Raw genomic sequence first — 21,181 nt, forward strand, 5'->3', positions numbered from 1 at the left:
TCTTCACTTGGGCCAGATGGCTCCGCGATATCCAAAGCCAAAATCGGGATGGAACAGGCAATGACGGATAAGGACAATACGGACAACAGCAACACCATGACGGGCGCGGAAATCGTTCTGCGCGCGCTGAAGGATAACGGCGTCGAGCATATTTTCGGCTATCCCGGTGGTGCAGTTCTTCCGATTTATGACGAGATTTTCCAGCAGGACGACATCCAGCACATTCTCGTTCGCCACGAACAGGGTGCAGGCCACGCCGCTGAAGGTTATGCCCGTTCCACCGGCAAGGTCGGCGTCATGCTGGTCACCTCCGGCCCCGGCGCCACCAATGCTGTTACGCCCCTGCAGGACGCCTTGATGGATAGCATTCCGCTGGTCTGCATTTCCGGCCAGGTTCCAACCTCGCTCATCGGCTCCGATGCGTTTCAGGAATGCGATACCGTTGGCATCACGCGCCCCTGCACCAAGCACAACTGGCTGGTCAAGGACGTCAACGAGCTGGCTGGCATCATTCATGAAGCCTTCCGCATTGCCCAGACCGGTCGTCCGGGTCCTGTCGTTGTCGATGTTCCCAAGGACATTCAGTTCGCAACCGGCACCTACACGCCGCCATCGGCTGCCATCCAGCAGAAGAGCTACAAGCCGAAGGTTCAGGGTGATCTGAACGCCGTTCACGCTGCCATCGAACTGATGTCGAAGGCCAAGCGCCCGATCCTCTACACCGGCGGCGGCGTCATCAACTCCGGCCCGGAAGCCACGCGTTTGCTGCGTGAACTTGTCGAACTGACCGATTTTCCCATTACCTCGACCTTGATGGGTCTGGGTTGCTACCCGGCATCCGGCAAGAACTGGCTGGGCATGCTGGGCATGCACGGCTCTTACGAAGCCAACATGGCGATGCATGATTGCGACGTTATGGTCTGTGTCGGCGCGCGTTTCGATGACCGTATTACCGGCCGTCTGAATGCCTTTGCTCCGAATTCCAAAAAAATCCACATCGATATCGACCCGTCTTCGATCAACAAGAATGTACGCGTCGATGTTCCCATCGTTGGCGATGTCGGTCGGGTTCTGGAGGACATGGTTCGTCTGTGGCGAGCTCTGCCAAAGCGTCCTGAAAAGGCTCAGACGGAAGAGTGGCATCAGCAGATCGACCGCTGGCGCGCGCGCAAATCCTTCGCCTACAAGAACTCCAACGATGTCATCATGCCGCAATATGCCATTCAGCGTCTGTATGAAGCATCGAAGGGTCGCGACACCTACATCACGACGGAAGTCGGCCAGCACCAGATGTGGGCAGCGCAGTTCTTCGGTTTCGAAGAGCCGAACCACTGGATGACATCTGGCGGTCTGGGCACCATGGGTTACGGCCTGCCTGCCGCCATCGGTGTTCAGGTTGCGCATCCGGAAGCTCTGGTTATCGACATCGCCGGTGACGCATCGATCCAGATGTGCATTCAAGAAATGTCCTGCGCCATCCAGTACAATCTGCCGGTCAAGATTTTCATCCTGAACAACCAATATATGGGCATGGTGCGCCAGTGGCAGCAGCTGCTGCACGGCAACCGCCTGTCCAACTCCTATACGGAAGCGATGCCCGACTTCGTCAAGCTGGCGGAAGCTTACGGCGGCGTTGGCATGTATTGCGATGACCCGAGGGAACTGGATGACAAGATTGCCGAGATGATCGCAGTCGACAAGCCTGTTATCTTCGATTGCCGCGTGGCCAATCTCGCCAATTGCTTCCCGATGATTCCATCAGGTAAAGCGCATAACGAGATGCTGTTGCCGGATGAAGCAACCGACGAAGCCGTTGCAAACGCCATCGACGCCAAGGGCCGTCAGCTAGTCTGATTGGGAGAGGAACACGGATATGAACGCACACCTACAGCCTACCGGTTCGGCCTACTTCATTCAGAAGGAAACGGAAACCGTCGAAAACCACACCCTATCGGTCCTCGTCGCCAATGAGCCGGGCGTTCTCGCCCGCGTCATCGGCCTGTTTTCCGGTCGCGGTTACAACATCGAAAGCCTGACCGTTTCGGAAACGGAACACGAATCGCACCTGTCGCGCATCACCATAGTCACGCGTGGCACGCCGGGCGTGCTGGAGCAGATCAAGGCGCAGCTTGAGCGCATCGTGCCGGTTCACCGCGTCGTAGACCTCACCGTCCGCGCCCGCCAGAACGGTCAGGACCGCCCCATCGAGCGCGAAGTCGCGCTCATCAAGGTGGCAGGACGCGGCGAAGATCGCGCCGAGACCCTGCGCCTGGCCGATGCCTTCCATGCCAAGGTGGTGGATGCGACGCTGGAGCATTTCATCTTCGAAATCACCGGCAAGTCTTCGAAGATCGACCAGTTCCTGACCATCATCAAGCCGCTCGGCCTGCTCGAAGTCTGCCGCACCGGTATCGCGGCGATGAACCGTGGTCCGCAGGGAATGTAATTCCAAGGGACTCTTTAAAAATGCCTGCGGTTACGGTCGCAGGCATTCTTGCAGGGGATGGATGCCTGTTCCACCAAGCTCTGCTTTCAGAACATTTTTATCTCACCGCACAAGTTCACTTTAAGCCCGATCTAGCCAAGAGGTTGGGTCGGGAAAATTACTTTGTGCACATACCAGCGGATTAGTTTGCCGGTTTGACGGCCACTCAACCTTGGCGCTATCAAACTCAGCGAAGTCGCAAAATACGGGACTGGTTTTTAGGAATTCATCAGGAAACCCTGCGACGATTTGTTTGACACAGGACACCCTTTCGTCTCCGCGCCCTGGGCAAAGAAACCAAACGAAGCCTGCCAAAACCACATCATTTCTGTAGCGAAACGTGCCGTCCTGATCAATTCGCCGATCTGCCAAATCCGGCTCCATAGCTCTAGCGACGTAAGATTTGAAGAAACCTTCTCGTAAGGCTTCCGCCATCTCTATGCTGCCGCTGCTGGTGATATTGATGACCGCACGAATAGCGCCGCTCGGGCAATTATCCTGTGGCGCTGGTGATCGCCGAGAGCGCAGCCCACTGAAATAATCGAGCCACGGCACGACCTCTTCTATCTTTTCCAAGGTGAAAGTTTGCCGATCACAGAAAGCACTGGCAGCATCAAAAGACGGTGCGGGGCTGTCTTCCGCACGGCTCGCGACGGCAGAAGCAATCAGAGTAGAAAAGGCTGCAAGACACAGCCCTGCCTGAATTAGGGGTCGAAGCATAGTTCCTCTTTCGCCGTAAAATGTCTCTAGCCCGATGAAATTTATCTGTAAGGCCTTAGATATTGCAGGGATTGTAAAATCATACAAACATTCCATCGAGGTTTCAGGCATGTCAAAACGTTTAAGGCAGTTGGATGGAGCGTTGTTCTGGCGAAGCTATCTGCTTACTGTCGGCTTCCTGATGTTTGCCGGTGCCAGCATCGTGGGCTACGCGGCGTGGGCGGGATCGCTTGAACTGGAGTGGTGGGGCGTACTGATTAGTTCCGCCATTCTCCTTGTTGGCGCTTTGCTTTTCGGTGTGGGTGTATTTGGCAGCAACTCCAAAATGGAGGGCTGGGCGGACGTTGCGTCAACGCATGAGGCGGCTATTATCCTCATCATCATCAGCTATCCCGTCTATCTGTTCCTCAAGCTGTTTTATCGCCCGCGCTGAAATATGACGGACGATGTTTGGATAATGTCGCTGAGATTTTGAATCTGAAAGGCGGCGCAAGTGCTTAAAATCAAAGCATCTCAAGCGAAACCTTCTTCTGTGGCGGCGGGAATGCCGCGTCCAGTGCGGCCCAGTCTTCGTCGGTGATTTCCAGTTCTGTGGCGCCTCGGTTCTCGGCTACACGTTCGGGGTCTGAGGATTTCGGGATGGGCATAACGCCGTCGCGTTCCAGAAGGAAAGCCAGCGCCACCTGTGCCGGTGTGGCCTGATAAGCCTTGGCGATGCGGATGAGTTCGTGGTTGGAGAGGATGCGGCCTTGCTCTATGGGCGAGTAGGCCATAACGGGCACGCCGTGGCTCTGGCACCAGGGCAGCAGGTCGTATTCCGGCCCGCGACGGGAGAGGTTGTAAAGCACCTGATTGGCCGCGCAGTTCTTGCCATCGGTTACGGAAAACAGCTCTTCCATATCGTCGGTATCGAAGTTGGAAACGCCCCAATTCCTGATCTTTCCGTCAGCCTTCAGCTTTTCGAATGCGCCGACCGTCTCTTCCAGCGGATAGGAGCCGCGCCAGTGCAGCAGGTATAGGTCGAGGTGGTCGGTTCCCAGCCGCTCGAGGCTGCGCTCGCAGGCTTCGATGGCGCCTTGGGCGCTGGCATTGTAGGGGTAAACCTTGCTGACGAGGAACACTTCATCGCGCAGGGATTGGATCGCCTCGCCAACGACTTCCTCGGAGCGGCCATCGGCATACATTTCCGCTGTATCAACCACTGTCATGCCAAGCTCTATGGCCTTGCGGATGCTGGCGATTTCCTGAGCCGCATCGGCGGTCGTTTCGCCCATGTTCCAGGTGCCGATGCCCAGCGCGGGAATGGATGTGCCGGAGGGCAGGGTGACGGTGGGGATGTCGTCGAACATGCGGTGTCTCCTCTCAATGCTGTCAGTACCATAAACCAATCAGTCCCAGCGTCGATCCATCAAAACTTGTGGGCATTTCCATTCGCCTCCCTGACTGGTGTTTAAAAGGGAGCGCGCGTAGATTTGGCCGCGAGAGGGACACCATGACAATCGAGACCTTTATCGCGCTTTTGCTTTTCGCTTTCACGACATCGATCACGCCGGGACCGAACAATATGATGCTGTTTGCATCGGGTGTGAATTTCGGTTTTCGCAGGACCATTCCGCACATGCTGGGCATCGGTGCGGGGTTTCTGTCATTGCTGATCGGCGTCGGGCTGGGGCTGGGCGCTTTGCTGCATTCCGTTCCCGTTCTCTACACGCTGCTGAAATTCGCAGGCGGTGCCTATCTGCTGTGGGTTGCGTGGAAAATCGGCACGTCGCGCTCCCTCAGCGATGGCAAGGTGGGTGCGGAGCCGATGACCTTTCTCGGCGCGGCGGCGTTTCAGTGGGTCAACCCAAAGGCCTGGGTTATGGCGGTCACTGCCATGGCGACGTACACGGATGACAGCCAGTATTATTTCACAGTCATGCTTGTTGGCATCGCCTTTGCCGCCGTCAATCTGCCCAGCGTTTCCACATGGGCAGGGTTCGGTTCTGCGCTGCGGGAATGGCTATCGGTGCCTGCGCGGCTGAAATGGTTCAACATCACCATGGCTGTGCTGCTGGTGATTAGCCTGTGGCCGATGCTGAAATAGTTTTAAGCCGGAAACTGCCGGTAACATTCCTCGGCGATCTTCTGCAGATCATCCTTGGAAATCTCGCCGGATACGGCGTATCCCAGCGCATTGTCGATCCAGTAGAAGGTTTCGATGCCATCGGCGCTGGCCAGCCTAAAGCTGGTTTCGCGATTATCAGGGTTATGGCCAATCAGAACCGTAACCCGCTGCCCGGCTTGGTTCTGATACATCAGCATAGCGCCCGGCTTGCCGCTGACGGGAACCAGACGCCCGCCAACGAGAGTAAAGCCGATAGTGCTGAGATCAGGGATCGCAAAGGGTGAACCCAGGCGTTTGCCGAGCCATGTGCCCAGATGCTGCTGCTGGTCTGCGCCAACCTCGACCGGGTGACGCACCTCACTGGCATAGATCAGATAGGCGGATTTCGACTGGCTGGAAATATCCGCAGTCTGGGTCAGCGACGCAGCTTCAGGTGCTTTCAATCGCATCTGCGGCAGAAACTGCCCGGCCACGGCACCGGCGGCAAAGATGAGGCAGGCGGCGGCGGTGCGCGCCAGAAGGGGAGCCCAGCGGCGCGGCGCAGCGGTTAGCATCAGCCGGTCGCTCTCGCGGCTGGTTTCATAAGGGGCAAAGGCGTTGCGCAGCATCTGTGCCTGTGTCTGCCATTCTGCGATGCGTTTACGATCTTCCGGGTGGTCGGCAAGCCAGGCTTCGACGCGCAAACGCTCCGCATCACCAAGGTGGCCATCCACATAGGCGTGCAGGTCTGTTTCTGATATGGCGTCGGTGCTGTTCATTTCGGTCTCCGAAGAGGAATGATATTGTCTGCGGCAAGCTGCGCCCGCAGCGTTTCCCGCGTGCGCGAAAGCCGCGACATGACGGTGCCGATGGGAATGTGCATCATGTCTGCCACTTCCTGATAGCTGTAGCCTTCCACAGTCACCAGCATCAAAACCGCGCGCGCCTCGGGTGCTAGCCCGGCAAGAGCGTGGTGCAGCCGGTCGTTTTCCAGCGTGTCGCCTTGGGTTTCTGTGCTACCCGCATCCTCCTCATGGCCATCGAGGCTTTCGGACGGGTGGCGTTTTTCGCTGCGATGCCGGTTGCGGTAAAGGTTGGTCATGATGGCATAGGCCCATGCCTTCAGCCCGCCGCCGCGCCATTGATGCCGGTTGAGAAGCGCTTTTTCGATGCAGTCCTGAAACAGATCCTCGCCGTCGGCATCATGGCGAGAAAGGCTGCGCGAATAGCGCCGCAGCGATGGCATGAGGGCCAGCATCTGCGCTTCGAACGAGCCGGGGGCGGGGGCAGATTGTCCCCGCCGATCACTACCTTTGCCGTTATGGCTTTGCGACATCCCAATTTCCGCCCATGCCGTCGCCCGTCATGTCACCCTTTTTCATGTCTTTGGCCCAATAATACAGCGGCATGCCATCCTTGGCCCACTGTTTCTTTCCGTCCTTGCGGGTAACAATCGTATAGGCGCCATCGGCTTTGTCGCTGTCCGAGGCAAAGAAAGGTGGCCAGTTGGTAGCGCATTTTTCATAGCAGCTGGACTCGCCCTTCATGTCCTTCTTGTAGGTGTAAAGGGTCATGCCTTTATCACCGGCAAGAACATTGCCCTTATCGGCCTTGACGGTTTCAACCATCGGCGCGGCGAAAGCGGAGCTTGCGATGGCAAAAGCCGCAAGCGAGATTAAAGCACGCATTTTCATGGATGTCCTCCTCTGGATCAGGCAGCGTCTGCCGCCAACGAGAATAAGACACCGGGCAGGGCGAGTTTATTCCCTCCTGTTACGAAAAAACTGACGCGTCAGTTCCAGAGCGGAATATCCGGCTTCATCAGCATCAACCAAACGATTCCAATAACGGCGAAGAATGCGGGAAAACCACATGCAAACCAGATGCGGTAGAGCCGGAACCACTGCGGCGGCAAAGGCTCGCCAGACGCGGCAGCCAGGCGGGCGATGTTCCGCAGCCTTATCTGTATCCACACCACCGGCAGCCAGAAAACGCCGACGAAGACATAGAGCAGCAGGGAAAGGAACACCCAGCCTTCCGTCAATGGCCAGCCGATGATGCGGGCGAGCATATAGCCGGTGATGGGTTGAAGAATGGCAGCCGTTGCAGTGAAGACGGTGTCGGCAATCACCACTGTCCCCGCAACATGCGCAATGAGGGCCGGGTTTTCCGTTCTGCGTGCCATGACCATGAAGAAGGCAATGCCTGCACCCGTGCCAAACAGAACCGTCGCGCCGATGACATGGGCAAGGCGAATGAGGTCCTCCAACATGGGCCTATCTTTCGTCCAGTATCGCCAGTGCGGCAAGGGTTAGAGCAATGGAAGGAATCACCTTGATCAGCGGCCCGAGCGGATCGAGCCACAGTTCGGGTACCAACACCGTTCCGCCAAGCAGGTAGGCGCTTGTTACAAGCAGCATGCCGAACATGGCTTTGCGAGCATAAGGTCGCAGCAGAACGGCTGCTCCCAGCGCAATGTCGATGAAGCAGGTGGCTATCGCAACCGTCAAAGCAGCACCGCTCGGCATGAAAGGCAGAAAATGGGCCGATGCTCTGGAGACATCGAAAAGCGGTATGAGGCCGGAGAGAAGCCAGAACAGTGACAGGCAGATGATGATGACGGGTTTCAGCAGGAAAAGCCGGGCAACCCAAAGGTCTTGAATGCCTGATGGGTTGTCTGCCAGCGTCTGCGCCGCCGTCTTGAATGCGAAACCTTGAGGGTAAGCACCGTCAACCGTTACGCCTTGAGACATCACCGCCATGGCTGTTGAGCGCAGAGGGGAGCGCCATCCAAGCCGCCCCGCCATATCGGCTAGCCATGTGACCGGTGCTGCCAGCATCGCCGGGAGTGAGGCGGTTGGGCTGCTGGCCAGCCCCAGCCATTGACGATGAAGCCCTATCAATTGCTGCAAGGTCAATATTTCGCCTGCCGCCAGATGCAGATCAGCACCCGGTTCGATTTTTCCACTGATTGCGTCGGCCACGACGTTGGCGACATCAGACAGGGCCACGGTTTGCACGGGGCTTTGAGCATGGACCATCGGCGTGACGTAAGGAATGCTCGCCAATGCTCTGAGCAGTGCCGTGCCGCCATGGGCGTTGCGTCCGATGACGAGCGCGGGGCGAAGGATGACATGGGGCAGGCCGCTTGCTGCCAATGCCTGATCGGCACGCTGCTTGGTGGCGAGGAAAGCAGTGTCGGATGCCATGTTGGATGTGCGGGCAGATATCTGCACGATCAGCCGTCCACCAGCCTGCATGCTTGCATGATAAAGCGCCAGCATCGATCTTTCCTGCGTGGCGACAAGATCGTCGGACAGGCCATCCTGAAGCGCGCCCGCGCAGTTGACGATGGCATCGTGGTCTTCAACCAGCGACCGCCAATCCCCTGGCGTCGTCAGGTGTGCAAGATCTGCGGTCACCCAATCTGCAAAGGGGACTTTCCGCTTGGAAGCATCGGTATATCGGCCAAGGCCCGTGACGGCATGGCCATCACGCAGAAGCCTGCGGATGATAGCCGAACCAATAAAACCAGTGGCACCGAGAATCAGAATTTTCATGCGTGTAGTCTATCCAAAGTTTCGCGCAAAACGCCACGGACTGATTTCATAGCCGGCCCAATCATCGCGCAAAAAAAGAGCCCAGGGTTTCCCTTGGGCTCTTTCTTTTTGTGGAGATAGGTGAGGATCAGAATTCTTCCCAGGAGCTGTCGGCTGCTGCCGCGCTGCCGCCGAAGGCGCCTGCCACTTTGCGCATCAGCTGGCGGGTCGGGGAGGCGACCGGGGCGGAGTTGTGCGATGCGACCTGGACTGGACGCGAGGACGAGCCGTTGCCGAGGTTGAACTGGGTGATCAGCTGGTTCAGGGCTGCCGCTTCCTTGGCAAGGCTGTGGCTAGCCGCTGTCGACTGCTCGACCATGGCGGCGTTCTGCTGGGTGCCCTGGTCCATGGTGTTGACGGCGGAGTTGATTTCCTGAATGCCGACGGCCTGTTCGCGGGCGGATTCCACGATGGCGTTGACGTGCTGGTTGATCTGCTGGACTTCGGAGACGATGTTTTCCAGCGCCTTGCCCGTATTGCCGACGAGTTCCACACCGGATCTGACCTGATCACCGGAGGTGACGATCAGCGTCTTGATTTCCTTTGCAGCCGTTGCCGAACGCTGGGCCAGTTCACGTACTTCCTGTGCGACAACCGCAAAGCCCTTACCGGCTTCACCGGCGCGCGCAGCTTCGACACCGGCATTCAGAGCCAAAAGGTTGGTCTGGAAGGCGATCTCGTCGATGACGCCGATGATGTTCGAAATCTCACTGGAGGATTTTTCGATCTGCTGCATGGCGATAACGGCATCGCGAACGACCTGGCCGGAATGTTCAGCGCTGAGGCGGGTCTTGGTAACGAGACCGCCGACTTCTTCGGCACGCTTGGCAGAGTCGCGAACAGTCGTTGCGATTTCTTCCAGCGCTGCTGCGGTTTCTTCGACCGAAGCGGCCTGCTGCTCGGTACGCTTGGACAGATCGTCGGCGGCAGAGCGGATTTCGTTGGCGCCAGCGTCGATACCACGGGCATTCTTGCCCACGGAAACCAACGCTTCATTCAGCTTGCCGACGGAGTTGTTGAAGTCGTTTCTCAGGCGATCGAGGTGATCCACGAAAGGCGCGTTGATGCGGTGAGCGACATTGCCATCGGCCAGCTGGCCAAGGCCCTGGGCCAGTGCATCGACGGCGAACTGAATGTCGGCGGCTTCCTTGGCTTTCTGAAGCTCGCGTTCCTGACGTTCCTTTTCGGTCATGGAGCGGTTGGCATCGGCTTCGCGTTCCATCTGGATTTTGGCGATGGCATTGTCCTTGAAGACCTGTACGGTTTCGGCCATCTGGCCGATTTCGTCCTTGCGGCCAACGCCGGGAACGTCCACCTGCGTTTCGCCGCTGGCCAGACGCTTCATAGCCGACGTCATGGCAAGCAACGGGCGGGAAATGCCGGAACCGATCAGCAGACCGGCAGCGATGGCAATGATGATCGCGCCTGCAAGGCTGCCCCAGATCATGTTGATCGACGATGCAACAGCCGCATCATTTGCAGCGGAGCGTTTTGTCAGCAGTGCTTTTTCGTCGGCTTGAAGGTCAGCGCTTATGGCACGAAAATTGTCGAAATAGGATTTGCCCTGCGATGCATCGAGCTTCTGGTTCATCTCGCCAAGCGATGTTGTGTCGGCCAACGCGCCGCGTGCCTTGATCTGTGGCTCGGCAAAGTTTTTCTGCCAGTCGCTCATGGCGGTCTGGATTTTGTCCAGTCGTCCCAGCTGGGTCGGATTGTCGCTGACCATGGCTTTCAGCTCGTCGACCATTCTATAGATCGCCTGCTGACCCTTGTTATAAGGCGCAAGAAAATCCTGTTTGCCGGTGATGATGTAACCGCGCATGCCTGTTTCCATATCCACGGCAGCAGCGGTGATGTTGTCGGACTTTCGCAGCACCTGATTGGTGTGGTCGACCCAACCGTTGCTCTGCGTCATCGAAGAGATACTCGTGAGCGCGATGGTGCCGACGGCAATGGCAAGCAAAACCGGAGCGGATGTGCCGATAATTACTTTGGTTTTCGTAGAAAGATCCTTGAACGAGAACATGTTTTTCCGACCCCTATTGTGTAAGTTATTGCTGTGGATGTGAGCATGGCGTTGCTCCGAACAACTTTGTTTTTGTTTTCGGGGTTTTCTTTGGGAAAGCCGTCGTGTCGTTCCGGTTCGTTTCATGGCGTTTGTCAGATGTCCCTAATATCTAATTCACGCATTAATGATTTTATTTTATATCAATTTATTGTTAGTTAAAATCCTAACCATAATAAATTATAATTACAGTTTGCTGAAATAACGTTGGCGTCGACATTTACGGTTCGTCTTGAAGCTTTAATCGCGGGACGGTCAATTCACTGCTTTATTCTTCTTTCGTTCTTTTTCAGTTGCGCTTCGCGCTCGAATCCTGCGAAGAGAACGCATGCAATTTTCACCGCAACAGGATGAAGCCTTAAAGGCTGTTTCGCGCTGGTTGAAGGAAGGCCGGACGCCGGTTTTCCGGCTGTTCGGCTATGCCGGTACGGGCAAGACCACACTTGCAAAATATTTTGCCGAACACGTCGATGGTGAGGTTCTGTTTGCGGCCTTCACCGGCAAGGCGGCGCAGGTGTTGCGGTCCCGCGGGGCGACGAATGCCCGTACCATTCACTCGCTGATCTATCGCCCGCGCGGCGAGGAGGCAGTTGAGGACGAAGAGACCGGCAAGACCTCCATCGCGCCGATGTTTTCCATCAACCGCCAGAGCCCTCTTGCCAAGGCGGCACTCATCATCATCGACGAATGCTCGATGGTGGATGAGGCGCTGGGCAGGGACTTGATGAGTTTCAGCACGCCCATCCTCGTTCTGGGTGATCCCGGCCAGTTGCCGCCCGTATCCGGTGGTGGTTTCTTTACCGAGCAGGAGCCGGACTTCCTGCTGTCGGAAATCCACCGTCAGGCGAAGGACAATCCCATCATCCAGCTTGCCATGGATGTGCGGGAGGGCAAGGAGATCATGCGCGGCGATTATGGCGCAGCGCAGGTCATTTCCAAGAATGAGGTGACGCAGGGGCTGGTGCTGGATGCAGATCAGGTTCTGGTTGGCACCAATCGCACCCGCCGTCGCTACAATCAGCGTCTTCGTGAGTTGAAGGGTTTCAGCGCCGATTATCCGCAATCCGGTGACAAGCTGGTGTGCCTGCGCAACGACCCGGCTAAGGGTCTGCTGAATGGTTCTCTGTGGCAGGTGATGAGTTCGTCACGCGAGACAGTGAAGCCCGGCATCAACCTGATGATACGCCCGGAAGACGACGATATGGACCGCGGTGCGGCCAAGATCAAACTGCTGAAGGCTGCGTTCGAGGAAACGGAAACCGAAATTCCGTGGACGACGCGCAAGCGTTATGACGAGTTCGATTACGGTTATGCCCTGACGGTACACAAGGCGCAGGGTTCGCAGTGGAACAATGTCGTCTTGTTCGATGAAAGCTTTGCATTCCGCGATTCGCGTGAGCGCTGGCTTTACACCGCCATTACCCGCGCTGCCGAAACATTGACCATCGTTCGATAAGCATACGCCCGGCACAGTGTTCATACATGTACCGGGCGTTCTTCAAATCTTGATCGAATAAGTGTTATGATGCTGGCTGAATGACGCCCATCATGTAAGCCTTGGCCACCGCCTGAAAGCGATTGCTGGCACTGACTTTTTCCATCACGCAGGATTCAAGCTTCTGCAGTTCGTCATTGGAAATGCCGAGCGTGCGGGCGAGGCGAACCGGCGCGTAACCTTCTGCCATCAGTTCCAGACATTTGCGTTCCTGCGTGCTCAGCTCCACATCGGCTTCGGTCAGCACCTCGGCTTCAGCTTCGAGAGCATCATCATCGGTCAGAACGTCGCTGATCTGCTGGATCTGACGGCGAACGGTCGAGATTTCCGCAGCCAGCTCGCTTTTACGATTGTTGAGAACATCCTGGAACAGGGCGTCAGCATCAGCCTGTGTCGGTGCATCCGCCAGCTTCTGCATAATGTCCTGAATGGTGGCGACAGGAATGCCGATCTCGCGGCAGAAATTGATGACCGCCATGCGGTGAACATCCTGATGCGAATAGATGCGCATCAACCCAGCGCGGCGGGACGAGATGATTTCTTTTTCTTCGTAAAAATGCAGCGTGCGATGCGTGACGCCGAACATGTTTGCCATGTCTGCAATGGCTACCGGTTCCGGTGGCAGAGGCGAAGGAAGAGAGACTTCTGGAAGAAAACCTTTGCGCGCAATTTTCGAAACATCCCTTGTGGGAGATTTCGTCGGCTCTTCCGAATCGCGCATGGGCTTTGCCCTCCATCGGGCTTCATTGCGCGCTCTTCCGGGAATGGACCTTCGCGCAGGCAGCTCGTCTTTCAGGAATTCATCCATTCCCGCTTCGGATGCCATGTCGATATTAGAATGTATTTTGAGTTGTGTTTCTGAAAAAAAGTAATCGTTCGCCATTATAAACCCCAATGCCCAATCGGCGCTTCAATGCGGGTGCGCGCAAATGGTTCCAAAACTTTTCAATTATTTTTTCGAGGGTGCTTGCAGCGGGTGTGATAGTGAAGGAAACAAGACCTTCTTATATCGAACGCGAGCGGTCAGAAATCATGCCAACCACACTCTCCGTCAATCTCAATGCCATCGCCATGCTGCGCAATCGCCGCGATCTTCCCTGGCCGGATGTCGCCCATTTTGGCCGTATCGCGTTGGCTGCCGGTGCCAGCGGCCTGACCGTTCACCCGCGCCCGGACCAGCGGCATATCCGCTTTTCCGACCTGCCGGTCTTGCGCGCTCTGATAGATGACGAGTTTCCGAAGGCCGAGTTCAATATCGAGGGTTACCCATCAGAAGACTTCCTGCTGCTTTGTGAAGAAACCCAGCCGGAGCAGGTGACGCTGGTGCCGGACGAGCCATCACAGGCCACTTCTGATCACGGCTGGGATTTCCGCAAACACGCCTCTTTCCTGAAGGAAACCGTTGCGCGCCTGAACGGCGGCGGCATGCGCGTGTCCCTGTTTGCCGATGGTGATGGCGACGAGGCGGCGGTGCAGCTGGCGGCAGAGACGCGCGCGGCCCGCATCGAGCTTTACACAGGCCCCTATGGTGGTTGCTTCGACAACCCGGAAGCCGCAGACGTTTGGGTCGAGAAGCTTGGCGTTACGGCGGATCATGCCAAGGCTCTGGGGCTCGAGGTGAATGCCGGGCATGACCTGACGGTTGCCAATCTTCCGGCCTTGGTCAAACGTATTCCCTATCTCGCTGAAGTGTCCATCGGTCATGGGCTGACGGCGGATGCCATGGAGTATGGAATGGCGGAAACGGTACGGCGTTTTTGTCGCGCCTGTGGTCAGACTATTTCATAACTATCGTCAATTTTTGCCATTATATTGCAAACCGCGCAGTTGCTGCGCGGTTTTATTGATTTTGAAAAGGGCATTTTTTTATGCAGGAGCATCACGTTGTCGTCGTTGGGGGAGGCTTCGGCGGACTGCAGGTCGTTCATGGGCTGAAAGGCGCGCCGGTTCGCATCACCTTGATCGACCGCCGCAATCACCATCTGTTTCAACCGCTGCTTTATCAAGTAGCGACAACGGCACTGGCCACCTCGGAAATAGCATGGCCCATCCGGCGGCTGTATCGGGACAGGCCGGAGGTTACCACGCTGCTTTCGGAAGTCGGCGGCGTTGATCGGCAAAGCCGCACGGTTATCCTGAAATCCGGCGAGGCCATCCCTTTCGATACGCTGGTTCTGGCCACCGGCGCACGTCACGCCTATTTCGGCAATGATGCCTGGGAAAAGCATGCGCCGGGCCTGAAAACACTGGAAGACGCCACCACCATCCGCCGCCGCCTGCTGCTTGCCTTCGAGCGTGCTGAACTGGCAAAAACCGACGAAGAAAAGCAGGCCTTACTGACCTTCGTGGTCATCGGCGCCGGCCCGACCGGTGTGGAAATGGCGGGTATGATTGCCGAGCTGGCGCATAAGACGCTGCCGCCAGAGTTTCGCAATGTCGATACCCGCAAGACCCGTGTCCTGCTGGTGGAAGCCGGGCCGAGGGTTCTGCCAGCCTTTACGGAAGACCTTTCCGCCTACAGCAAGACCGCGCTGGAAAAGCTTGGCGTTGACGTGCTGCTGGGCACACCCGTTTCCGCCTGCACCGATGATGGCGTGACGGTGGGTGACACGCATTTTCCTGCCAAGACCATCGTCTGGGCCGCCGGTGTGCAGGCATCTCCCGCCGCGCAATGGCTTGGCATCTCGGCAGACAGGGCAGGGCGCGCGGAAGTGACGCCGCAGCTGAACATTCCCGATGACGAGCGGATTTTCGTGATTGGCGATACGGCGCTGGTCAAGCAGGCCGATGGCAAGCCCGTGCCGGGGGTCGCCCCTGCGGCCAAGCAGCAGGGCAGCTATGTCGCCCGCGTCATCAAGGCGCAGCTTGCAGGCCAGTCAATGTCAGCCCCGTTCCACTACCGCCACCAGGGCAACCTCGCCACCATCGGCAAGCGGGCGGCGGTAATCGATTTCGGAAAGTTCAAACTGACCGGCGTTCTGGCCTGGTGGATCTGGGGCCTCGCACACATCTACTTCCTCATCGGCACCCGCTCCCGCCTCGCCGTGGCCTGGAGCTGGCTGTGGATCTACCTCAGCGGCCACCACAGCGCGCGGCTGATTACGCAGAAAGAGACATTGAAGGACGAGGCGTAATTGTTGGAAGCTGTGGGCGAGGTGGTTGCTAGTAGCCACCTCGCGGCTGTTTTGAACACTACAAGGGTCAGGCTGATGTGCTGGAACTGTTGTCAAATATTTGGCTAAGGCGGTATTCCATGCCCTGAATGATCGCATCTGACAATTCGTAACTACCTTGCAGGGTAGAAAGAAAATCTGCTGTAATATTCCCATCGAGCTTGCCGCGGTAGCGCGCATCGGCGATGGCGTGGGCAGCGGCATTAAAAGTGGAGGGATCGTTCGCATCAAAGCCAGTAATGGCTTTATCTTCGTCAGTTAGGATTTCATTGAGATCATAACCCCCACTCAGTCCAGACGCTATAGCTTTGTCATTTGTGGCGGTTACGGCCGCAAGGTTCGGTCCAATATAATTGAATTCCGTTCCGCTTGTCGCCCTATCTAAAGCAGACGCGGCAAGCGAATATTGCAAGGACGTAGCCGACGAGTTTAGGGAGTTGATATTTTCACTATTCTCGCGGACTTTGATTTCTAATGTGCTTGTCTCACCATTTATCAAGCCAACACCGCTCATGATTGAGGCTGTTTGTGAAGCCGGGGTTTGAATATTGTACCTGTTTGACGAAATTTGCATCATCAATACCTTTCCTAGGAATGATATTCATGATTGCATCTGGAGCTTGCGGTAACCTTTCTGGTGGTATTTTTTTAAAAAATTAGACGCTAAAACTGCAAGTTGCGAATCTCATACCTATCCCACTGTTGATTTACAGGAGTTGTAACCCTGGTGGCATAATAAACGCCACTCCAACTTTTTTTCAAAAATGGTCCCGTCTGTAAAAGTAGAGAGGGCAATTGGCCCTCTCGTGGCTGATCAAGCAAGAAGACTAAATTCTCAAGCCGACAGCAACTTCGCCTTATTCGCCTCGAAAAACGCTTCGCTCGTCTGTGGCTTCTCGCCCGTCAGCGTTTCGTAATCGCTCGTCACGAAATCGAAATTGCCCGCAGCGATGTTTGCATCCGCCGATGCCAGCATGGCAGCGACGAAGCCGGGGAGGCCGGCGCTTTCGATGCCCTTCTGCAAATCAGCAGGCGATACCTTGATGACGGCGAGCGGCTTGTCGGCGGCTTGCGAGATGACAGCGGCGATTTCATCGGCGCTCTCCGACTGCGGGCCGGTGACGGTGTAGGTCTTGTTTTCGGCCTTGCTCTTGGCAAGAGCTGCTGCTGCGGCACGGGCGCAGTCATCGCGGGAGATGTTGGAGACCTTGCCGTCAGCCATGGCGGTGAACCACTGACCGCTCTGCAGATTGTGCGGCATGCCATGCAGGTAGTTGTCGTAATACCAGGCATTGCGAATGATGGTGTAAGGCACGCCGCTGGCTTTGATGGCTTGTTCTGTGCCGAGATGGTCTGGCGCAAAGGTGACGAGCGATTTGTCCGGGTTTGGCATGGAGGTGTAGGCGAGGTGCTTCACGCCAGCCTTGACGGCGGCTTCGACAGCGGCCTTGTGCTGCGCCAGACGCTGGCCCGGAACGGCAAGGGCATCTGTGGAAATGAGGAGGGCGGTGTCGATGCCTGCGAAAGCAGCGGCGAGGGAGGCGGCGTCATCGAAATCGGCCTTGCGGGTTTCCACGCCCTTTGCGGCAAGGGCGGAAAGCTTGGCGGTATCGCGGCTGGCGGCGACGATGTCGGATGCGGCAACGCCATAGGTTTCCAAGAGGTGGCGGATGACGGCCTGACCGAGTTGGCCGGAAGCGCCGGTTACGAGAATTTTGCTCATCACATATGTCCTTTTCCGCATCCGTTGAAAGCCGATGCTTTGCTGGTCTCAAAAAGAGAGTAAGGCTAAAATAGGAATTGACTGCATGATGTAAAGAAGGCATTTTTCCTGCCATACGTTACCAAAAGGGAACCACCATGAGCGCGACAATTTCAAGGCTGAAGCCAGCAGCATCTGCGCCAGCGCCAGATTTTGCCAATCTGGATTTCGGCAATTGCCCGGTGCGCGACCTGCTCAACCATATCGGCGGCAAATGGTCGACCCTGCTGCTGCAAGCCTTGGCGGAGAAGCCTTATCGCTTCGGTGAGCTGCGCCGCATGGTGCCGGATATCTCCCAGCGCATGCTCACGCAGACCCTGCGCGACCTTCAGCGCGATGGTTACATTCGCCGCGAGGTTTTTCCCACCAAGCCGCCGAGCGTGGAATACAGCATGACGCCGCTGGGGCGCTCGCTTTATCGCCCGCTCTCGGAAGTCATCAACTGGGCGCTGGAAAACCACGATGCCGTCAAGGTTGCACGCCAGCGTTTTGAGGCTGAGACCTGATATCCGCCTACTTATTACCTGAAGCCATTTTCGCTGACGCTCATATTGCGCCGCGTCAATTCGTGGCTCTTTGTCAAAAAACCTCTTGACCCTTTTCACCACTCCCCGTAAACAACACTCGAACCGTACCGTACGGTACATAACGTCTCAGGTGGAGTGGACAAGGTGGGGACCGATCCGATCACAGCGCAGGAATTTTCGCCGCGTCAGAACGCCGTTCTGGAGCAGGCTTTGCGTCTTCTGGTCGAGGGCGGAGAAAAAGCGCTGACGACATCGGGCTTAGCGCGCGCTGCCAACTGTTCCAAGGAAAGCCTCTATAAGTGGTTCGGCGATCGTGACGGTCTGCTGGCTGCGATGATTACCTTTCAGCAGAGCAAGGTCCGCACTTTCGAGAAGGCAGGGGACCGTGTTTCTGCGCCGCAGCTGACCGACCACCTCGAAGTCTTTGCCCATGATTTGCTCGACGTTCTGGCGGGCGATGTTTCGCTGGCGCTGAATCGTCTCGCCATCGGGCAGGCCAGCCGGGATGGCTCGAAGCTGGGCAACCTGCTTCTGGAGCGCGGCCGCCGCCAGATCGATAAGCGGGCGCGGGGTCTTATCGAAGCCGGTCGCCGCTCCGGTTATCTGCGCTTCGATGATCTCGAAGACGCCTATCGCAGCTTTTATGGCCTGATCGTCTCCGACCTGCATGTGCGCATGCTGTTGGGTGAAGCGCAGCAGGCAAAGGATTTTTCCGCCCGGGCACGCAAGGCCGTTTCGGCCTTTCTCACGCTCTACGGCACGGAGAAGGTACATTCGGAAACTGGTGGAAAGGTCGCCTGAGTTCCGGTCTAAACAACGTCAAATATCCAAGGAAGGACTACCGAAATGCGCGTCTATTACGATCGTGATGCCGATCTCAATCTCATCAAGGCGAAGAATGTCGCCATCGTCGGTTATGGTTCCCAGGGTCGCGCCCATGCGCTGAACCTGAAGGACAGCGGCCAGAAGAACATCGCCATCGCGTTGAAGGCTGGTTCCGGCACCATCAAGAAGGCTGAAGCCGATGGCTTCAAGGTCATGACCGTTGCCGAAGCTGCCAAATGGGCCGACCTTTTGATGATGGCAACGCCTGACGAACTTCAGGCCGACATCTACAAGGCAGAGATTGCCGACAACATTCGTGATGGTGCCGCGATTGCATTCGCCCACGGCCTCAACGTTCACTTCGGCCTCATCGAGCCGAAGGCTTCGCTCGACGTCGTCATGATCGCACCGAAGGGCCCAGGCCATACGGTTCGCGGCGAATACCAGAAGGGCGGCGGCGTTCCTTGCCTCGTTGCCGTTCACCAGAACGCTTCCGGCAACGCGCTTGAAGTTGCTCTCTCCTACGCCTGCGGCGTTGGCGGCGGTCGCTCCGGCATCATCGAAACCAACTTCAAGGAAGAGTGCGAAACCGACCTCTTCGGCGAACAGGTCGTTCTGTGCGGCGGTCTCGTCGAGCTGATCCGCGCTGGTTTCGAAACGCTGGTCGAAGGCGGTTATGCGCCTGAAATGGCCTATTTCGAGTGCCTGCACGAAGTAAAGCTCATCGTAGACCTGATCTACGAAGGCGGCATTGCCAACATGAACTACTCCATCTCCAACACGGCAGAATGGGGCGAATACGTCACCGGCCCGCGCATCATCACCGCTGAAACAAAGGCTGAAATGAAGCGCGTCCTGCACGACATCCAGACCGGCAAGTTCACGTCTGACTGGATGCAGGAATACCGCTCTGGTGCTGCCCGCTTCAAGGGCATCCGCCGCATGAACGACGTTCACCAGATCGAAGAAGTCGGCGCAAAACTTCGCGGCATGATGCCTTGGATCGGCAAGAACAAGCTGGTTGACAAGGCTGTGAACTAAGCTTCACTGCTTGGATGAATTTGCGAAAGGCCGGGGCGAAAGCTCCGGCCTTTTTTTGGTGGAGTGTTCACGCTCTCGTCCGTCATGCCGGGCTTGACCCGGTATCCAGCAGCGTCGCGTCTGCGGCGCGAAAGAGTCTTTTGACCTGACAGACGTCAGGTCACTGGGCCCCGGATCAAGTCCGGGGTGACGGCGGCGTGGGACTGGCATTCCAAGGGCAGATGCTACATGTCTTGCTCGATATGCACTGTGATGTTATTCATGTGTACAGAAATACGTACAGGATGCCTCCATGCCAAATGTCCGCTTCACCGAATTCCGCCAGAATTTTGCAACGCATTTCGATGCGGTGCTGGAATCGCGCGCGCCGTTGCTCGTGACACGACAGGGTAGGGAAGCGGTGGTCGTTCTTGCAGAGGGGGAATATGAAAGCATGCAGGAAACGTTGCATCTTCTTTCCAACCCCGCCAATGCGGAGCGGTTGCGGGCCAGCATGGATCAGCTTCGCAACGGTGATGTCATCGTGCGTGACCCCACCGAAGAATGAAGCTGGTCTGGACCTCAAACGCCTGGGACGATTACGAGTTCTGGAAGAAGACCGATCTGCGGATGGTCCAAAAGATCAATGAGATCATCAAGAATGCAAAGAGAACGCCCTTTGCAGGGTTAGGAAAGCCGGAACCGCTAAAAGGGGATTTGTCCGGCTTCTGGTCTCGCCGCATTACCGGCGAGCACCGTTTTGTTTATCGCGTGGCTGGCAGTGGTGATGAGCAGCGACTGGAGATCCTCCAGTGCCGTTTCCACTATGCCTGAGACGGAGCAATCACACCCTTCGTCAGAATAAAGCAGCCATAAAACCGCGTTTCACCCGTCGTGATCACGCAATAGGCGTCCTTTGCCTGCTCGTAAAACGCAAAGCGCTCGATGCCGTACATGGGCGCGGATTTGCCTTCGGCGGCGTCGATTTCGGCCTGCACTTCTGCCTGCACCGGCTCGATCTGGTCTGGCGCGCCCATGACTTCCATGCGGCCGACGGAGGGCTGGATGGGGGTGTCGAGGGGGAAGACGGAGAGGATGGCTTTCATGGCGCGGGCGGCGGAGATGTTTTCCATGCGCAGAACCTGACCGACGACCGTGTGCTGGGCGATGCTGTCGGACGGGAAGTTGGTGTCTGTGATGACAAGCGTGTCGGCGTGGCCCATGGCGCGCAGCGCGTGCAGCACATCGGCGTTGAGAGCCGGGTCGATATTCTTGAGCATTGTATCCTCCGTCATGCTTCAAATCAGTGGTTTGCAATCGACCCGGAAATTGCCTCGCCGTCAATCCATCGTGATGCCGATTGTAGACTCTGGGCCAAAGATGTATTGCGGGTGCGCCATCTGGGAGGCTGCGCAGAAAAGCTG

The 21,181-nt window shown here is 56.9% G+C and carries 24 protein-coding genes; 12 read left to right on the forward strand and 12 right to left on the reverse strand.

The genetic code is table 11. The features are described 5' to 3' along the window. Positions 1–60 precede the first annotated feature (60 nt). Positions 61–1,854: an acetolactate synthase 3 large subunit gene (locus ABUK73_RS15780; RefSeq protein WP_353578112.1), complete on the forward strand. Its 1,794-nt coding sequence runs from the start codon at positions 61–63 to the stop codon at positions 1,852–1,854. A 19-nt stretch (positions 1,855–1,873) separates the two neighbouring features. Further along, a complete protein-coding gene (gene ilvN, locus ABUK73_RS15785; RefSeq protein WP_113087878.1) occupies positions 1,874–2,446 on the forward strand; it encodes an acetolactate synthase small subunit in 573 nt (190 codons plus the stop codon). A 120-nt stretch (positions 2,447–2,566) separates the two neighbouring features. Here the strand turns inward: ilvN and ABUK73_RS15790 are convergent, their stop codons facing one another. Then, positions 2,567–3,316: a hypothetical protein gene (locus ABUK73_RS15790; protein ID WP_353578113.1), complete on the reverse strand. Its 750-nt coding sequence runs from the start codon at positions 3,314–3,316 to the stop codon at positions 2,567–2,569. Between ABUK73_RS15790 and ABUK73_RS15795 the strand changes: the two genes are divergently transcribed. Continuing rightward, positions 3,315–3,638 (forward strand): hypothetical protein, encoded by a 324-nt coding sequence (locus ABUK73_RS15795; protein ID WP_353578114.1) that lies wholly within the window; start codon positions 3,315–3,317, stop codon positions 3,636–3,638. The two genes, ABUK73_RS15790 and ABUK73_RS15795, sit on opposite strands and share 2 nt — an antisense overlap. A gap of 70 nt (positions 3,639–3,708) precedes the next feature. On the opposite strand, the gene ABUK73_RS15800 is transcribed toward ABUK73_RS15795, so the two are convergent. Further along, positions 3,709–4,554, reverse strand: coding sequence for an aldo/keto reductase (locus ABUK73_RS15800; protein ID WP_353578115.1), 846 nt, complete (start codon positions 4,552–4,554; stop codon positions 3,709–3,711). Positions 4,555–4,697: 143 nt separating this feature from the next. On the opposite strand from ABUK73_RS15800, the gene ABUK73_RS15805 reads away from it, so the two are divergent. Then, positions 4,698–5,291: a LysE family translocator gene (locus ABUK73_RS15805; RefSeq protein WP_353578116.1), complete on the forward strand. Its 594-nt coding sequence runs from the start codon at positions 4,698–4,700 to the stop codon at positions 5,289–5,291. Between the two features lie 2 nt (positions 5,292–5,293). Here ABUK73_RS15805 and ABUK73_RS15810 read toward each other — a convergent pair whose 3' ends face one another. The 6 genes from ABUK73_RS15810 to ABUK73_RS15835 form a co-directional block, all read right to left on the reverse strand. Further along, a complete protein-coding gene (locus ABUK73_RS15810; protein WP_353578117.1) occupies positions 5,294–6,070 on the reverse strand; it encodes an anti-sigma factor family protein in 777 nt (258 codons plus the stop codon). Further along, entirely contained in the window at positions 6,067–6,627 is a 561-nt protein-coding gene (locus tag ABUK73_RS15815; RefSeq protein ID WP_353578118.1) for an RNA polymerase sigma factor, read from the reverse strand. Before ABUK73_RS15815 ends, ABUK73_RS15810 begins: the two co-directional genes overlap by 4 nt. Next, positions 6,611–6,985 carry a COG4315 family predicted lipoprotein gene (locus ABUK73_RS15820; protein WP_353578119.1) on the reverse strand — a complete coding sequence of 125 codons (375 nt, stop codon included), beginning with the start codon at positions 6,983–6,985 and terminating at the stop codon, positions 6,611–6,613. The genes ABUK73_RS15815 and ABUK73_RS15820 overlap by 17 nt, the downstream gene beginning before the upstream one ends. A 98-nt stretch (positions 6,986–7,083) precedes the next feature. Next, a complete protein-coding gene (locus ABUK73_RS15825; protein ID WP_353578120.1) occupies positions 7,084–7,563 on the reverse strand; it encodes a DUF2269 family protein in 480 nt (159 codons plus the stop codon). Positions 7,564–7,567: 4 nt separating this feature from the next. Next, complete coding sequence (locus ABUK73_RS15830; protein WP_353578121.1) at positions 7,568–8,851, reverse strand: SDR family oxidoreductase; 1,284 nt, start codon at positions 8,849–8,851, stop codon at positions 7,568–7,570. A 127-nt stretch (positions 8,852–8,978) separates the two neighbouring features. Next, positions 8,979–10,916 (reverse strand): methyl-accepting chemotaxis protein, encoded by a 1,938-nt coding sequence (locus tag ABUK73_RS15835; RefSeq protein ID WP_353578122.1) that lies wholly within the window; start codon positions 10,914–10,916, stop codon positions 8,979–8,981. 367 nt (positions 10,917–11,283) lie between these two features. On the opposite strand from ABUK73_RS15835, the gene ABUK73_RS15840 reads away from it, so the two are divergent. Continuing rightward, complete coding sequence (locus ABUK73_RS15840) at positions 11,284–12,411, forward strand: ATP-dependent DNA helicase (RefSeq protein ID WP_113087868.1); 1,128 nt, start codon at positions 11,284–11,286, stop codon at positions 12,409–12,411. Between the two features lie 64 nt (positions 12,412–12,475). Here the strand turns inward: ABUK73_RS15840 and ABUK73_RS15845 are convergent, their stop codons facing one another. Then, the gene (locus ABUK73_RS15845) at positions 12,476–13,171 is read right to left on the reverse strand and encodes a MerR family transcriptional regulator (RefSeq protein ID WP_353578123.1); all 696 of its coding nucleotides are present in this window, start codon (positions 13,169–13,171) and stop codon (positions 12,476–12,478) included. A 311-nt stretch (positions 13,172–13,482) separates the two neighbouring features. Between ABUK73_RS15845 and ABUK73_RS15850 the strand changes: the two genes are divergently transcribed. Together ABUK73_RS15850 and ABUK73_RS15855 are read left to right on the forward strand one after the other, a co-directional pair. Beyond that, positions 13,483–14,238, forward strand: coding sequence for a pyridoxine 5'-phosphate synthase (locus ABUK73_RS15850; protein WP_353578124.1), 756 nt, complete (start codon positions 13,483–13,485; stop codon positions 14,236–14,238). Positions 14,239–14,318: 80 nt separating this feature from the next. Continuing rightward, the gene (locus ABUK73_RS15855; RefSeq protein WP_353578125.1) at positions 14,319–15,584 is read left to right on the forward strand and encodes an NAD(P)/FAD-dependent oxidoreductase; all 1,266 of its coding nucleotides are present in this window, start codon (positions 14,319–14,321) and stop codon (positions 15,582–15,584) included. A gap of 67 nt (positions 15,585–15,651) precedes the next feature. On the opposite strand, the gene ABUK73_RS15860 is transcribed toward ABUK73_RS15855, so the two are convergent. Continuing rightward, positions 15,652–16,200 (reverse strand): hypothetical protein, encoded by a 549-nt coding sequence (locus ABUK73_RS15860; RefSeq protein ID WP_353578126.1) that lies wholly within the window; start codon positions 16,198–16,200, stop codon positions 15,652–15,654. A gap of 258 nt (positions 16,201–16,458) precedes the next feature. Next, positions 16,459–17,349 carry an NmrA family NAD(P)-binding protein gene (locus ABUK73_RS15865; protein ID WP_353578127.1) on the reverse strand — a complete coding sequence of 297 codons (891 nt, stop codon included), beginning with the start codon at positions 17,347–17,349 and terminating at the stop codon, positions 16,459–16,461. A 134-nt stretch (positions 17,350–17,483) separates the two neighbouring features. Here ABUK73_RS15865 and ABUK73_RS15870 point away from each other — a divergent pair, with 134 nt between their 5' ends. From ABUK73_RS15870 to ABUK73_RS15890, 5 genes are all read left to right on the forward strand, one after another. After that, on the forward strand, positions 17,484–17,891 hold the full coding sequence (locus ABUK73_RS15870) for a winged helix-turn-helix transcriptional regulator (protein ID WP_353578128.1): 408 nt from the start codon (positions 17,484–17,486) through the stop codon (positions 17,889–17,891). 165 nt (positions 17,892–18,056) lie between these two features. After that, positions 18,057–18,713 (forward strand): TetR/AcrR family transcriptional regulator, encoded by a 657-nt coding sequence (locus ABUK73_RS15875; protein WP_062450018.1) that lies wholly within the window; start codon positions 18,057–18,059, stop codon positions 18,711–18,713. 45 nt (positions 18,714–18,758) lie between these two features. Next, a complete protein-coding gene (ilvC, locus tag ABUK73_RS15880) occupies positions 18,759–19,778 on the forward strand; it encodes a ketol-acid reductoisomerase (RefSeq protein ID WP_353578129.1) in 1,020 nt (339 codons plus the stop codon). Positions 19,779–20,070: 292 nt separating this feature from the next. Next, complete coding sequence (locus tag ABUK73_RS15885) at positions 20,071–20,325, forward strand: type II toxin-antitoxin system Phd/YefM family antitoxin (RefSeq protein ID WP_353578130.1); 255 nt, start codon at positions 20,071–20,073, stop codon at positions 20,323–20,325. Beyond that, the gene (locus tag ABUK73_RS15890) at positions 20,322–20,591 is read left to right on the forward strand and encodes a Txe/YoeB family addiction module toxin (protein WP_353578131.1); all 270 of its coding nucleotides are present in this window, start codon (positions 20,322–20,324) and stop codon (positions 20,589–20,591) included. Before ABUK73_RS15885 ends, ABUK73_RS15890 begins: the two co-directional genes overlap by 4 nt. Here ABUK73_RS15890 and ABUK73_RS15895 read toward each other — a convergent pair. Then, positions 20,582–21,037, reverse strand: coding sequence for an RbsD/FucU family protein (locus ABUK73_RS15895; protein WP_353578132.1), 456 nt, complete (start codon positions 21,035–21,037; stop codon positions 20,582–20,584). The two genes, ABUK73_RS15890 and ABUK73_RS15895, sit on opposite strands and share 10 nt — an antisense overlap. Positions 21,038–21,181 lie beyond the last annotated feature (144 nt).

It is taken from the genome of Agrobacterium vacciniicorymbosi, from assembly GCF_040427045.1.
Lineage (GTDB): Bacteria > Pseudomonadota > Alphaproteobacteria > Rhizobiales > Rhizobiaceae > Agrobacterium.